14 protein-coding genes are annotated in these 13591 nt (G+C 60.4%); 7 read left to right on the plus strand and 7 right to left on the minus strand.

Translation table 11 applies throughout. From position 1 onward, the window contains the following. The first annotated feature begins 1 nt into the window (after nt 1). On the plus strand, nt 2-1480 hold the full coding sequence (gene trpE, locus AWU82_RS13660; protein ID WP_064380368.1) for an anthranilate synthase component I: 1479 nt from the start codon (nt 2-4) through the stop codon (nt 1478-1480). A gap of 67 nt (nt 1481-1547) precedes the next feature. Here trpE and estP read toward each other — a convergent pair whose 3' ends face one another. Next, the gene (gene estP, locus AWU82_RS13665; protein ID WP_064380371.1) at nt 1548-3458 is read right to left on the minus strand and encodes an esterase EstP; all 1911 of its coding nucleotides are present in this window, start codon (nt 3456-3458) and stop codon (nt 1548-1550) included. A gap of 402 nt (nt 3459-3860) precedes the next feature. Between estP and AWU82_RS13670 the strand changes: the two genes are divergently transcribed. From AWU82_RS13670 to AWU82_RS13685, 4 genes are all read left to right on the plus strand, one after another. Then, complete coding sequence (locus AWU82_RS13670) at nt 3861-4454, plus strand: aminodeoxychorismate/anthranilate synthase component II (RefSeq protein ID WP_064380372.1); 594 nt, start codon at nt 3861-3863, stop codon at nt 4452-4454. A 9-nt stretch (nt 4455-4463) separates the two neighbouring features. Next, entirely contained in the window at nt 4464-5513 is a 1050-nt protein-coding gene (gene trpD, locus AWU82_RS13675) for an anthranilate phosphoribosyltransferase (RefSeq protein ID WP_039768098.1), read from the plus strand. After that, nucleotides 5510-6346 (plus strand): indole-3-glycerol phosphate synthase TrpC, encoded by an 837-nt coding sequence (trpC, locus tag AWU82_RS13680; RefSeq protein ID WP_064380376.1) that lies wholly within the window; start codon nt 5510-5512, stop codon nt 6344-6346. Before trpD ends, trpC begins: the two co-directional genes overlap by 4 nt. Nucleotides 6347-6442: 96 nt before the next feature. Then, a complete protein-coding gene (locus tag AWU82_RS13685) occupies nt 6443-7141 on the plus strand; it encodes a lipoate--protein ligase family protein (protein ID WP_011336191.1) in 699 nt (232 codons plus the stop codon). A 10-nt stretch (nt 7142-7151) separates the two neighbouring features. Here AWU82_RS13685 and crp read toward each other — a convergent pair whose 3' ends face one another. Continuing rightward, nucleotides 7152-7796, minus strand: a complete 645-nt coding sequence (gene crp / locus AWU82_RS13690; protein WP_011336190.1) for a cAMP-activated global transcriptional regulator CRP — start codon at nt 7794-7796, stop codon at nt 7152-7154. Between the two features lie 236 nt (nt 7797-8032). Between crp and AWU82_RS13695 the strand changes: the two genes are divergently transcribed. Together AWU82_RS13695 and speD are read left to right on the plus strand one after the other, a co-directional pair. Further along, a complete protein-coding gene (locus AWU82_RS13695; protein ID WP_003228794.1) occupies nt 8033-8455 on the plus strand; it encodes an OsmC family protein in 423 nt (140 codons plus the stop codon). Between the two features lie 237 nt (nt 8456-8692). Continuing rightward, nucleotides 8693-9487 (plus strand): adenosylmethionine decarboxylase, encoded by a 795-nt coding sequence (speD, locus tag AWU82_RS13700; protein WP_064380377.1) that lies wholly within the window; start codon nt 8693-8695, stop codon nt 9485-9487. A 60-nt stretch (nt 9488-9547) separates the two neighbouring features. Here speD and coq7 read toward each other — a convergent pair whose 3' ends face one another. From coq7 to AWU82_RS13725, 5 genes are all read right to left on the minus strand, one after another. After that, entirely contained in the window at nt 9548-10195 is a 648-nt protein-coding gene (gene coq7, locus AWU82_RS13705) for a 2-polyprenyl-3-methyl-6-methoxy-1,4-benzoquinone monooxygenase (RefSeq protein WP_007956317.1), read from the minus strand. Between the two features lie 107 nt (nt 10196-10302). Further along, the gene (locus AWU82_RS13710; RefSeq protein ID WP_007956318.1) at nt 10303-10641 is read right to left on the minus strand and encodes a histidine triad nucleotide-binding protein; all 339 of its coding nucleotides are present in this window, start codon (nt 10639-10641) and stop codon (nt 10303-10305) included. An 81-nt stretch (nt 10642-10722) separates the two neighbouring features. Then, a complete protein-coding gene (locus tag AWU82_RS13715) occupies nt 10723-11511 on the minus strand; it encodes an SDR family NAD(P)-dependent oxidoreductase (RefSeq protein ID WP_007956321.1) in 789 nt (262 codons plus the stop codon). A gap of 61 nt (nt 11512-11572) precedes the next feature. Further along, nucleotides 11573-12523, minus strand: a complete 951-nt coding sequence (locus tag AWU82_RS13720; RefSeq protein WP_064380379.1) for a DUF805 domain-containing protein — start codon at nt 12521-12523, stop codon at nt 11573-11575. 89 nt (nt 12524-12612) lie between these two features. After that, nucleotides 12613-13581 (minus strand): NAD(P)H-dependent flavin oxidoreductase, encoded by a 969-nt coding sequence (locus AWU82_RS13725; protein ID WP_064380380.1) that lies wholly within the window; start codon nt 13579-13581, stop codon nt 12613-12615. Nucleotides 13582-13591 lie beyond the last annotated feature (10 nt).

The following is a 13591-nucleotide window of genomic DNA, read 5'->3' on the forward strand; positions in this document are numbered from 1 at the left end:
TATGATCCGCGAAGAATTCCTGCGTCTGGCCGCTGACGGCTACAACCGCATCCCGCTGGCCTGCGAAACCCTGGCAGACTTCGACACCCCGCTGTCGATCTACCTGAAACTGGCCGACCAGCCCAACTCCTACTTGCTCGAATCGGTGCAGGGCGGCGAGAAATGGGGCCGTTACTCGATCATCGGCCTGCCGTGCCGCACCGTGCTGCGGGTTCATGATCATCACGTCAGCATCACCGTCGATGGCGTCGAGACCGAAAGCCACGATGTCGAAGACCCGCTGGCCTTCGTCGAAGCCTTCAGGGCCCGCTACAACGTGCCGACCATTGCCGGTCTGCCGCGCTTCAACGGCGGTCTGGTGGGTTACTTCGGTTACGACTGTGTGCGTTATGTAGAGAAGCGCCTTGGCAAATGCCCGAATCCGGATCCGCTGGGCGTGCCGGACATTCTGCTGATGGTCTCCGATGCGGTGGTGGTGTTCGACAACCTCGCCGGCAAGATGCACGCGATTGTGCTGGCCGATCCGGCGCAGGCCGATGCCTACGAGCAGGGCCAGGCGCAATTGCAGCAACTGCTGGGAAAACTGCGTCAGCCGATCACCCCGCGCCGTGGCCTGGATTTCAGCAAGCAGCAGGCAGCCGAGCCGGTGTTCCGCTCCAGTTTTACCCAGGACGACTACGAAAAAGCCGTCGACACCATCAAGGAATACATCCTCGCCGGTGACTGCATGCAGGTCGTGCCGTCCCAGCGTATGTCGATCGACTTCAAGGCGGCGCCGATCGATCTGTACCGTGCGCTGCGTTGCTTCAACCCGACGCCGTACATGTACTTCTTCAACTTCGGCGATTTCCACGTCGTCGGCAGTTCACCGGAAGTGCTGGTACGGGTCGAAGACAACCTGATCACCGTGCGCCCGATTGCCGGCACCCGTCCTCGCGGGGCTACCGAAGAAGCGGACGTGGCGCTGGAAGAAGACCTGCTGTCCGACGACAAGGAGATCGCCGAGCACCTGATGCTGATCGACCTCGGTCGCAACGACACCGGGCGCGTATCGGAAATCGGCTCGGTGAAACTTACCGAGAAGATGGTCATCGAGCGTTATTCCAACGTGATGCACATCGTGTCCAACGTCACCGGCCAGTTGAAGGCCGGGCTGACGGCGATGGACGCACTGCGGGCGATCCTGCCGGCGGGCACCTTGTCCGGCGCACCGAAGATCCGCGCGATGGAAATCATCGACGAGCTGGAGCCGGTCAAGCGTGGTGTGTACGGCGGCGCGGTCGGATACTTCGCCTGGAACGGCAACATGGACACCGCGATTGCGATCCGCACAGCGGTGATCAAGAACGGCGAACTGCATGTGCAGGCCGGTGGCGGCATCGTCGCCGACTCGGTGCCGGCGCTGGAGTGGGAAGAAACCATCAACAAGCGCCGGGCGATGTTCCGCGCTGTTGCGCTGGCCGAGCAAACCCCGGACTGAGTCATTGATGATTCAGCCTAAAAAAACGCGGCGCCTGTGAAGGCGCCGCGTTTTTTTTGCCTGCGAATCAGAAGTCGAGCGCTACGCCGACGTTGATCCCTTGCTGGGTGAAGTCGTCATCCTTGCGGATGTCGTAGCTGGCACGTAATGCCAGATCCTTGGTGAGGTTGTGGCTCACGCCCAGGTTCAGGCGGTTCAGGTTGGTCTGAGGGGTATAGCCGGCCAGGGTGTAGCGGTTGTTCGGCAGGCTGTTGAGGTTCATCGTCACATGCTGGGTGTCGTCGTTGTACTCGCGCTCGTGGGCCAGTTCGCCGAACACCTGGGTCTGCGAGGTGATCTGGTACTTGCCCTGGATCCCGAGGCCGAGGCGCCGGGAGATGCGCGACTGGTCATCGAACGTCAGCGCGGTGGAGTCGGCGCCGTTTTCCGAGTAACCATCGACTTCAACCTTGGCGAAATCGGCGCTGACGAACGGCGACAGGTGCCATGGGCTGCTTGCCACTGGCGCAATGTCGTAACCCACGCGTCCGCTGAAGGCCAGAACATAGCCGTCGGTATCGCCTTTCTCGCCGCGTTCGTTGATCCCCAGCTGGAATTTGCGTTTGAGGCTGTCGTAATCCAGATGCCCGGCGGTCACGGCGGCGTCACCCCACCAGCGGTTCTGCTGGTACTGGGCGAACGCGGTGCCCAGATAAGTGTTCAGCTTGTAGTCCGAGTCGTTGTCGCCGGCCTCGAGTTTCTGGTTGTAGAAACCGGCCGCCACGCCCACGCGCCAGGCGTCGTTGAGACGGTAGCTGCCGCCGATGTTCAGGTTATAACCATTGCCGTCGGCGCTGGCGCCGCTGCGCTGGCTGTCGAAGTCCTGATGCTGGCCACCACCGGCGACAATCGCCCGCCATTGGCCAACGGCCTGCCAGTTTTCCCAATCCGCCAACCACTGGTTGCGCAGTTCATCCTGATGCGAGCGCAAGGTGCCTTGGGCCATTTGTGGCAACAGGGTCGCTTCCCATGGCGCGGCCAGCAGCGAGTAGGCGTAATCGGCAATCAGGCGCTGCCCGGCTTCGGTCGGGTGGACGGCATCGTTGTAGATCAGCTTTGTCGGGTCCGGGGTGGCGCTGTTGATGCCATACCGGGCGTTCTCGGTGCAGCTGTTGCCGCTGAAGCAGGTGCCGACCAGGTTCTGATCGGTCGCCAGACCAAATTGCGCCGGATTAGCGAATGCCTCTTTGAGCAGGACCGGCACGTTCAGCGGAATCACGTTGGCATTGACGCTCTGCAACTGGCTGACCAGTTCGGAGTTGAACTGGGCGCTGAGTTGCGAGGTAAAGGCCTGCAACGGCGATCCGTTGATGGCCGGGGTCAGGCCGATGTCCGGCAACAGCCAGACCATGATGTAGCGGGCGCCGGCACCTTGCAGTGTGCGTACGCTGTCGACCAGTCGATCGGCGGCGGCATTCGCCTGAGGCAGGCTGGTGACGCGGCCCTGGAGGAAGTCGTTGCCGCCTCCGGTCAGGTAATACAAGGCATTCGGGTCGGCGCGGAAACCGTTCGACGGCAGATAACCGGCGCGGGTGCGTTCGCCGGTGGCGGACTGGCTGGTGATCGAGTCGAGAATCTGGTCGGTGCGGTAGCCGCCGACAGCCCAGTTGTTACCGTCCGGCTGGCCTTGGCCGGCACGAACTGCCGAGGACGAGGAGGCGGTTTGATCCGGCGTGAAGCCGAGTCGGCCACCGAGCAGTTGCGTCGAGTTCAGCGAGCGGAGTTCACCGCTGCCGTCCAGGTACACCGGACCGGTGCGGTTGGTGTAGCGCTGCGTGGCGCCGGCCGGGCCGCCGCTGTCGGTGAAAGTCCCCGCATCGCTCAGGCTGTCGCCGAAGACCACGAAATTCGAATAAGGATTGGGTGCGGCGTTCGCCTGGGCGCAGGCCATCGCGAGCAGGCATCCGGCGAGCGGTACAAACAACGTTTGTTTGATCATGAGCAAGTCCGTTTATTTATTGTTGTAGTGAACGAAACGACAGTACCAAAAACTTCCGGCGATTTGCCATCGGTCGTCAACCCTCCCATTGTTTTATCCCCCACGGCCCCGGCCATATTGCACGCTCCGCCCAGCTAAGTTACTGTGCCGAAACGTATGAACGAGACCTTCCCCGTGTTGATCACCAGCAAACTTCTGGATCAAGTCATCAAGGCACACGCCCGCTGGCGTTGGCGCGCCTGAATCTTTTCTGCCGGCCCTGCCGGATCTGTATCGCTTTGCCTTCCTTGCCCGTTTGAAATGCCGCTGTGCCGATGCGACCTGCGCGTCTGACCGTGTGCAGCGCCTGGCAAGTCATCCGAAGGCTGTCTTCAAGTCAGAATTCAAGAGGTTCGAAACGCCATGTTGCTGATGATCGACAACTACGACTCCTTTACTTACAACGTTGTGCAATACCTCGGCGAGCTGGGTGCCGAGGTCAAAGTGGTGCGCAACGACGAACTGACCATCGCCGAAATCGAAGCGCTCAACCCTGAGCGGATCGTCGTATCCCCGGGCCCGTGCACACCGACCGAAGCCGGCATCTCCATCGAAGCCATCAAGCACTTCGCCGGCAAACTGCCGATCCTCGGTGTCTGCCTCGGTCACCAGTCCATCGGCCAGGCTTTTGGCGGCGATGTTGTCCGTGCCCGGCAAGTGATGCACGGTAAGACTAGCCCGGTATTCCACGAGGACAAGGGTGTGTTTGCCGGTCTGAACCGTCCGCTGACCGTCACCCGCTATCATTCCCTGATCGTTAAACACGAAACGTTGCCCGATTGCCTGGAGCTGACGGCGTGGACCCAGCTCGATGACGGTTCGGTCGACGAAATCATGGGCCTGCGTCACAAGACCCTGAATATCGAGGGCGTACAGTTCCACCCGGAATCGATCCTCACCGAACAGGGCCATGAACTGTTCGCCAACTTCCTCAAACAAACCGGCGGCACGCGCTAAGGACTTTCCATGAATATCAAGACAGCCCTGAGCCGTATCGTCGATCACCTCGACCTCAGCACCGATGAAATGCGCGACGTGATGCGCGAAATCATGACCGGCCAATGCACTGACGCGCAGATCGGCGCGTTCATGATGGCCATGCGCATGAAGAGCGAGAGCATCGACGAGATCGTCGGCGCCGTGTCGGTGATGCGCGAACTGGCGGACAAGGTCGAACTCAAGACCCTCGACGGCGTGGTCGATGTGGTCGGCACCGGCGGTGACGGGGCGAATATTTTCAACGTGTCGACCGCGTCTTCCTTCGTGGTCGCTGCGGCCGGTTGCACCGTGGCCAAGCACGGTAACCGTGCCGTATCGGGCAAGAGCGGCAGTGCCGACCTGCTGGAAGCCGCCGGCATTTACCTCAACCTGACCCCGGTTCAGGTGGCGCGCTGCATCGATAACGTGGGCATCGGTTTCATGTTTGCCCAGACTCACCACAAAGCCATGAAGTACGCCGCCGGCCCGCGCCGCGATCTCGGCCTGCGTACCCTGTTCAACATGCTCGGCCCGCTTACGAATCCGGCCGGTGTGAAACATCAGGTGGTGGGCGTGTTCACCCCGGCGCTGTGCCGGCCGTTGGCTGAAGTCTTGCAGCGTCTGGGAAGCAAGCACGTGCTGGTGGTGCATTCGAAGGACGGTCTGGACGAGTTCAGTCTGGCGGCGCCGACCTTTGTCGCCGAGCTGAAGGACGATCAGATCACCGAATACTGGGTCGAGCCGGAAGATCTGGGCATGAAGAGCCAGAGCCTGCACGGTCTGTCGGTCGAAGGCCCGGAAGCCTCGCTGGCGCTGATCCGCGATGCGCTGGGCAAGCGCAAGACCGAGAACGGTCAGAAGGCTGCCGAAATGATCGTGCTCAATGCCGGTGCGGCGCTGTACGCAGCCGACCTGGCGACAAGTCTGAAAGAGGGCGTGGCACTGGCCCACGACGCTCTGCACACCGGTCTTGCTCGGGAAAAACTCGAGGAGTTGGGTGCCTTTACCGCGGTATTCAAAGTGGAGAATGAGGGATGAGTGTACCGACGGTTCTGGAAAAAATTCTGGCCCGCAAGGTTCAGGAAGTCGCCGAGCGTAGCGCTCGCGTCAGCCTGAGCGAGCTGGAAAGTCTGGCCAAGGCGGCCGATGCACCCCGTGGTTTTGCCCAGGCATTGCTGGCGCAGGCCAAGAAGAAACAACCGGCAGTGATCGCCGAAATCAAGAAGGCGTCGCCGAGCAAGGGCGTGATCCGCGAGAACTTTGTTCCTGCCGACATCGCCAAAAGTTACGAGAAAGGTGGGGCGACCTGCCTGTCGGTGCTGACCGACATCGACTACTTCCAGGGCGCCGATGCCTACCTGCAACAGGCCCGCGCGGCCTGCTCGCTGCCGGTGATCCGCAAGGACTTCATGATCGATCCGTACCAGATCGTCGAGGCCCGTGCCTTGGGCGCCGATTGCGTGCTGCTGATCGTCTCCGCGCTGGATGACGTGAAAATGGCCGAACTGGCGTCGGTGGCCAAAGACGTTGGCCTCGATGTGCTGGTGGAAGTGCACGACGGCGATGAGCTGGAGCGCGCGTTGAAAACCCTCGACACGCCGCTGGTCGGGGTCAACAACCGCAACCTGCACACCTTTGACGTGAGCCTGGAAACCACCCTCGACCTGCTGCCGCGCATCCCGCGCGATCGTCTGGTCATCACCGAGAGCGGGATCCTCAACCGTGCCGATGTCGAGCTTATGGAAATCAGCGACGTTTACGCGTTCCTGGTCGGCGAAGCGTTCATGCGCGCCGAAAACCCGGGCATCGAACTGCAACGTCTGTTCTTCCCTGAGCGCGGCGTACCGGTGAGCGGTTCGACCCTCGACTGATCGAGTCTTCGCAGGCGCCCGTCCCCCTGTGGGAGCGGGCTTGCCCGCGAAGGCGGCATAAGATTCACCTCAGACTCAACGTCCTATGGAAACCTTATGATCCCCACGTCCCTGACCATCGAAGCCGGTCTGCAAGCCGAACAGGATTTGCTGGCCTCGGTCTGCGCGGGTGATGCCGAATTCGGCTTGTTGTTCTGGCAGCCCAGCGACCGCGCCTTGGTCATGCCGCGCCGTTTGAACCGCTTGCCCGGATTCGATCACGCCTGTGAAGTCTCCGCTGCTGCCGGCTGGCCGGTGTTGCTGCGTGAAACCGGCGGCGAACCTGTTCCGCAGTCGGCTTCGACCATCAACATTGCACTGGTCTACGCACCGCCTCGCAGCGAAGGCGATCTGAACCGTATCGAAACCGGTTACCGGCGTCTGTGTGATCCGATCTGTGAGTTGCTGGATGAGTTGGGTGGCACTTCGTCGCTGGGGGAAATCGACGGTGCGTTCTGCGACGGTCGCTTCAACGTCAATCTCGACGGTCGCAAGATGGTCGGCACCGCTCAGCGCTGGCGCCAGAGTCAGGGTGGTCAGCGTCCGGTGGGGTTGGTGCACGGGGCGATGCTGGTGGATGACGAACGTGAGTCGATGGTCGCGGCGGTCAACCGCTTCAACGAAGCGTGTGGTCTGGAGCAGCGGGTACGCGCTGCCAGCCACATCGCTTTGCATGAGAAATTCCCGGCGCCCCATGCACTGGCGCGTCTCGATGAACTCTTTCGTTTGATGCTGGCGCAGATCTACGCCGGCTGAGTTTTGGCACTCAGCGAGTGCCGAAGACCACCATGGTCTTGCCTTTCACATCCACCAGGTTGCGTTCCTCAAGATCCTTGAGCACGCGACCGACCATCTCTCGCGAACAACCGACAATCCGGCCGATTTCCTGACGGGTCACCTTGATCTGCATGCCGTCCGGGTGAGTCATGGCATCCGGTTGTTTGCACAGCTCCAGCAGGCAGCGAGCGACACGGCCGGTGACGTCGAAGAATGCCAGGTCGCCAACCTTGCGCGTGGTGTTGCGCAGGCGTTGTGCGATTTGTCCGCTGAGCACGTAAAGAATGTCTGGATCCTGCTGCGACAATTCGCGGAACTTGGCGTAGCTGATTTCCGCGACTTCGCATTCGACCTTGGCCCGCACCCAGGCGCTGCGCTGCTGTTCTTGGCCGGCCTCTTCGAAAAGGCCCAGCTCGCCGAAGAAGTCCCCGGCATTCAGGTACGCGATGATCATCTCGCGGCCGTCGTCGTCCTCGATCAGGATCGTGACCGAACCGCGGATGATGAAGTACAGCGTGTCGGAGCGATCCCCGGCGCAGATGATGTTGCTCTTGGCCGCGTGACGCCGGCGTTGGCAATGCATCAGCAGCTTGTCGAGGTTCTTGATTTTGGGTGTGGGGGTAATACCAACCATGGTTGTATCCCGAAAAGACTGCACGGTTATATTTGGTTTTTATATGAGGCGCTGAGACGGTCGCTACACAGTCTGGCGAAGGCGCCAGTGAATTGGCGCCAGCTTACCAGACACTTCGTCGAAATTTCGAGAAATCACCTACGTTAAAGGTGCATCCGTCCTAGGAACGTGCTCGCTGTCCGGGCAGGGCCCTGTGCTAAGCTGGCGACCCTTTTTTCTACAGTGGAGTCTTGGCGATGAAGGCACGCATCCAATGGGCTGGCGAAGCCATGTTCCTCGGCGAATCCGGCAGCGGTCATGTCGTGGTCATGGACGGTCCGCCGGACGCCGGTGGTCGTAACCTGGGTGTCCGCCCGATGGAAATGCTCCTGCTGGGCGTCGGCGGTTGCAGCAATTTCGACGTGGTCAGCATTTTGAAGAAGTCCCGTCAGGCCGTTGAAAGCTGCGAAGCCTTTCTGGAAGCCGAGCGCGCGACCGAAGATCCGAAAGTGTTCACCAAGATCCACATGCACTTTGTGGTCAAGGGCCGTGGCCTGAAAGAAGCCCAGGTCAAACGCGCCATCGAGCTGTCTGCAGAGAAGTATTGCTCGGCCTCGATCATGCTCGGCGCCGCCGGTGTAGCGATCACCCACGACTATGAAATCGTCGAACTCGGCTGAGCCGACATTCAACTATCATAAAAGCAGTGCAGACTCTGGCGATCCCCCGCTGACGTCTGCATAATGCGCCACTTTTTTCAGGGCCGTGATCAGTCAACCGACGGGTCATCCGCCTGAACAGATAACCAAAATCGCCATCGCGAAGAGGTGTTAACCGTCCTACGCAGGTGCGTTGTTCGCACTTGACGGGCATGCTTGATCACGCGGCCGTGCCGCATACATAGAGAGTTTTTAACGGTGAAAAGCAAACTCAAGCTCCACGGGTTCAATAACCTGACAAAGACCTTGAGCTTCAACATCTATGACATCTGCTACGCGGAAACCCCGCAAGACCAGCAGGCTTACGTCGAGTACATCAATCAAGAGTACAACGCCGAACGCCTGACGCAGATCCTCACGGAAGTTGTCGAAATCATTGGTGCCAACATTCTGAACATTGCGAGTCAGAACTATGAGCCTCAGGGTGCCAGCGTCACGATTCTGATCTCGGAAGAGCCGGTGACCCCGACCGAAAGCCAGATCGAAGAGTCCCCGGGCCCGTTGCCCGAAATCATCCTGGCCCACCTCGACAAGAGCCACATCACGGTGCACACCTACCCGGAAATTCATCCGGACGCCGGTATTGCGACCTTCCGTGTGGACATCGATGTGTCGACCTGTGGTGTCATTTCACCGCTTAAAGCGCTCAATTTCCTCATTCACCAGTTCGACTCGGACATCGTGACCGTGGATTACCGTGTGCGCGGCTTCACCCGTGACGTTGAAGGCAACAAGCACTTCATCGACCACGAGATCAACTCGATTCAGAACTACCTTTCCGATGACACTCGCGACGCGTACCAGATGACTGACGTGAACGTTTATCAGGAAAACCTGTTCCACACCAAAATGCTGCTGAAGAACTTCGAACTGGACAACTACCTGTTCGGCGATGCCACCAGCAACCTGTCGGCTGAGCAACGCGCTCAGGTGACCGAGCGTGTGAAACACGAAATGCTGGAAATCTTCTACGCGCGCAATATGCCGAGCTAAGAAATCCGGGCACAAAAAAGGCGACTGCTTCGCGGCAGTCGCCTTTTTTGCGGGCGTTTTTCAGATCCGGTAAGTGCTCTTGGTCATCACTTTGGCCAGCAGACTCATGCCGAATTTCACCGGCGCCGGGAAGCGGAAACCGCCGGCCTCCAGTGCACTTTCCGCGTGATGTTCTTCATCGATACGCATCTGTTCCAGAATCGCCCGGGATTTTTCATCCTCGGCCGGCAGTTGTTCCAGATGTTCGTTCAGATGCTTGCAAACCTGATGCTCGGTGGCGGCGACAAACCCGAGGCTGACCTTGTCGCTGATCAGTCCGGCGACTGCGCCGATCCCGAACGACATGCCGTAGAAAAGCGGATTGAGCACGCTGGTGTGGCTGCCCAACTGGTGAATGCGCTGTTCGCACCAGACCAGATGATCGATCTCTTCTTCGGCCGCATGTTCCATGGCCTCACGCACTTGCGGCAGCTTGGCGGTCAGCGCCTGGCCCTGATACAGCGCCTGGGCACAGACTTCGCCGGTATGGTTGATGCGCATCAGGCCGGCGACGTGGCGGGTGTCTTCATCGCTCATTTGCACATCAGGCTGCACGATCGCCGGTGACGGACGGTACGGCTGGCCGCTGAAGGGCAGCAGGGTACGCATCGCAGCATCGGCTTGCAGCAGAAGACGATCAATGGGCGAGTAGTGACGTTGGGTAGTCATGCTGACCTCCGGGAAGAATCTCGGCGGCCAGTTTAACCGAATCGGCCGGGGAAGGTTTGCGCTGGGTCATGTGGGAGCAGGGCGCTCCCACCGAGCCTGCAGTTCAATCAGCCCGGAGGCCAGTTCATCTGGCGTTGGCCGAGCACGTGCATGTGAATGTGGTAGACCGTCTGTCCGCCCATTTCATTGCAGTTCATCACCACCCGGAAGCCTTCCTCGCAACCCAGCTCCAGCGCCAGACGCTGGGCGGTGAACAGGATGTGCCCGGCCAGTGCCTTGTCGTCTTCGGTCAGGTCGTTGAGGGTGCGCACCGGTTTCTTCGGGATCACCAGAAAATGCACCGGTGCCTGTGGGGCGATGTCGTGGAACGCCAGAACCTGGTCGTCCTCGTAGATGATCTTCGCCGGGATTTCCCGGTTGATGATCTTGGTGAACAGAGTATCCACAGCTGTTTTCTCCGTTGTTTGGGCTGGCCTGAGTGTACTCATAGGGGGATAAGCCCGCCCAGTGTTTTGCCGTAGGGCTTTTCAGCGCGGGCAGTAAGCCTTGTTGACCATGCCGACAATCGTGCGATTGAGCCAGCGCGAACCGAGCCGAGGTAGAAAGGCGAACCAGCGGTTTCGGCGTCCGGGAATGATAATCGCGCGGTTTTTCTCCAGGGCGCGCACGGTATACAGCGCAACCTCCTCGGGACTCATCAGCAGTTTGCTGGCGTTGAGCTTGTCGTTGTTCAGTTGCGCGGTGCGAAAGAACGCGGTGCGGGTCGGGCCGGGGCAGAGCACCGACACCTTGACCGCGCACTTCTTCAGTTCCACCCGCAGTGCTTCCGAGAAGTGCAACACGTACGCCTTGCTGGCGTAGTAGGTGCTCATCCAGGGCCCGGGGTTGAAGGCCGCCACCGACGCGACATTGAGAATCTGCCCGCCACCCTGCAACGCCATGCTGTTGCCGATGGCATGGCAGAGCCGGGTGAGGGCGAGGATGTTCACTTCGATCAGATCCTGTTCGGTCATCCAGTCCTGGGCCAGGAACGGGCCGCAAGTACCGATGCCGGCACAGTTGACCAGCAGATCGATCTGCCGGTCGCCTTCTTCAAGCTCCAGCAGGAAACCGGACAGGCGCAGCGGTTCGCCAAGGTCACAGGCGCGGAACAGCACCTCAACGCCAAAGCGCTGGGTCAGTTCAATCGCAATGCTTTCCAGCTGATCACGCTGGCGAGCCACCAGAATCAGGCTGCGGCCACGGCGTGCCAGGGCTTCGGCCATGGCCAGGCCGATGCCGCTGGAGGCGCCGGTGATCAGAGCGTAACGGGTCATGCAAATCTCCATCGCAACAGCGCCGCGCCGTGGACGCAGGTGTCACGGCGGGGAGCGTTGTTCATTCTTTCGCAGAGTCTACAGGGGCGAGGGCGGCTTCGGCTGCATCGTCTGCCGAATTCGCGGCGGGTTCGACTTCGACATCAATTTCATCGGTGGTCACCGAACCACTCTCGTAGCTGCTTTCAAGGCTGCTTTCATACTCCTGCTGGATGGCGGTGATCCCGCCCAGCATGCCACCCACAAAAAACAGCCCTATAAACACTATCCACAGAGAGCACAGTACTTTGACCGCCGTGCTGTTTGGCGGAGGTGGTGGGCCATAGCGGTTGGCCCCGGTGTTGCCCGGTACGACCATGATTACCAGCGGGAAGAAACTGCCCACGAACGGCACCAGCGTCAGCAGCCAGAGCCACCCGGACCAGCCGATATCGTGCAGGCGCTGAATGCTGAACAGGATGCCGACGATCGCGAAGGCCAGGAACAGGAAGAAGGCGAGGAGACCGCCGATGATCAGCCCCGTCGTCGAGTCGGCGCTGACCAGGCCCAGGCCGATCAGCGCGAACACGCTGACGATTGGCAGGGTTACCAGGCTCAACACCATCGACCAAGCCAGGTAACGCAAACGGCCGATCCGGCCCTCGACGCTGAACGGCTTTAGCGGCGCGAACGCCGGCAGGCTTTCACCGACAGCGGCGCGAGGTGGCGCATAAGGCGAGTCAGGTTCCGTCACAGCGGCACTTTGCTCGTGGACATCCGAAAGATTCAGTTCGATGGGCGTTTCTGTTTCGATCCGGGCATCGATCCCGGTCTTGCCCAGCGCTTGCAGATAAGTCTGCGCATCGCTGTGCGACAGATCACGCTTGAGCGCGACGGTGCGGCCACTGAACAGGCGCTCGATGGCGGCGACATCGCTTTTGAACAGGTCGGCCAGGTTGAGCTTGGCCGTGGTGATATCGACGCCGGGCTGGAGCGCGCCGTCGAAAACGATCTTGTAACGGGGTTCGCTCATGGCCGAGGCATCCTTGTCGCGAGATAAGTTGAGTGATTGCAGTCTGTCAGTGCCAGACCAGTCCTCTGGCAGCGACTGGCCGGATTTGTTCAGCGTGGCCAGCGTTTGGGTAACTGTGCTGCGTGTTGCAGGGCCTGGCGATACTCCGCATCAAGACGCGCCACCAGTTGATCCACGCTTGGCAGATCGTCGATCTGACCTACGCCCTGACCCGCCGACCACACGGTTTTCCAGGCCTTGGCTTCGTCGTTGATCGGCTTGAGCTTGTCGCCGAAGTTCACTTCACCCTTGCCCTGCAGGGCTGCCATGTCGAAACCGGCGGCCTCCAGGCTTTGGCGCATGAAGCTGGCCGGAACACCGGACACGGCAGGAGTATGAATGATGTCGGCGGCTTTGGCAGTCAGCAGCATCTGCTTGTAGGCGTCAGGCGCATGACTTTCAGTGGTGCCGATAAATCGCGTGCCGAAGTAGGCCAGATCCGCGCCGAGCAGTTGTGCGGCGAGAATCTCATGCCCATGGTTCAAACATCCTGCAAGCAACAGGGTCTTGTCGAAGAACTCGCGGATCTCGGCAATCAGCGAAAACGGGCTCCAGGTTCCGGCGTGCCCACCGGCACCGGCTGCGACGGCGATCAAACCGTCGACACCTGCTTCGGCGGCTTTCTCGGCATGGCGGCGGGTTGTTACGTCGTGGAAGACCAGGCCACCGTAACTGTGCACCGCATCCACCAGCTCTTTGACGGCCCCCAGGCTGGTAATGACGATGGGGACTTTGTGTTCGACGCAGATGTTCAGGTCAGCCTGCAGGCGTGGGTTGCTGTGGTGGACGATCAGGTTCACCGCGTACGGCGCCGGGTTCTCCAATGTCGCCAGGCCTGCTTCGATCTGCTCCAGCCAGGCCTTGAACCCGCTGCTTTCGCGTTGGTTCAGCGCCGGGAAGCTGCCAACCACGCCGTTGCGGCAGCACGCCAGCACCAGTTCAGGATTGGAAATCAGGAACATCGGTGCCGCCACCACAGGCAGGCGCAGACGTTGTTCGAGCAGAGCGGGCAGCGACATCGGAAGTACC

This window comes from Pseudomonas glycinae, assembly GCF_001594225.2.
Taxonomy (GTDB): Bacteria; Pseudomonadota; Gammaproteobacteria; order Pseudomonadales; family Pseudomonadaceae; genus Aquipseudomonas; species Aquipseudomonas glycinae.

Bases quoted from the DNA above. Each gene is read 5' to 3' on its own strand.
- trpE (WP_064380368.1), top strand. From the start codon at position 2: ATGATCCGCGAAGAATTCCTGCGTCTGGCCGCTGACGGCTACAACCGC.
- estP (WP_064380371.1), bottom strand. From the start codon at position 3,458: ATGATCAAACAAACGTTGTTTGTACCGCTCGCCGGATGCCTGCTCGCG.
- AWU82_RS13670 (WP_064380372.1), top strand. From the start codon at position 3,861: ATGTTGCTGATGATCGACAACTACGACTCCTTTACTTACAACGTTGTG.
- trpD (WP_039768098.1), top strand. From the start codon at position 4,464: ATGAATATCAAGACAGCCCTGAGCCGTATCGTCGATCACCTCGACCTC.
- trpC (WP_064380376.1), top strand. From the start codon at position 5,510: ATGAGTGTACCGACGGTTCTGGAAAAAATTCTGGCCCGCAAGGTTCAG.
- AWU82_RS13685 (WP_011336191.1), top strand. From the start codon at position 6,443: ATGATCCCCACGTCCCTGACCATCGAAGCCGGTCTGCAAGCCGAACAG.
- crp (WP_011336190.1), bottom strand. From the start codon at position 7,796: ATGGTTGGTATTACCCCCACACCCAAAATCAAGAACCTCGACAAGCTG.
- AWU82_RS13695 (WP_003228794.1), top strand. From the start codon at position 8,033: ATGAAGGCACGCATCCAATGGGCTGGCGAAGCCATGTTCCTCGGCGAA.
- coq7 (WP_007956317.1), bottom strand. From the start codon at position 10,195: ATGACTACCCAACGTCACTACTCGCCCATTGATCGTCTTCTGCTGCAA.
- AWU82_RS13715 (WP_007956321.1), bottom strand. From the start codon at position 11,511: ATGACCCGTTACGCTCTGATCACCGGCGCCTCCAGCGGCATCGGCCTG.
- AWU82_RS13720 (WP_064380379.1), bottom strand. From the start codon at position 12,523: ATGAGCGAACCCCGTTACAAGATCGTTTTCGACGGCGCGCTCCAGCCC.
- AWU82_RS13725 (WP_064380380.1), bottom strand. From the start codon at position 13,581: ATGTCGCTGCCCGCTCTGCTCGAACAACGTCTGCGCCTGCCTGTGGTG.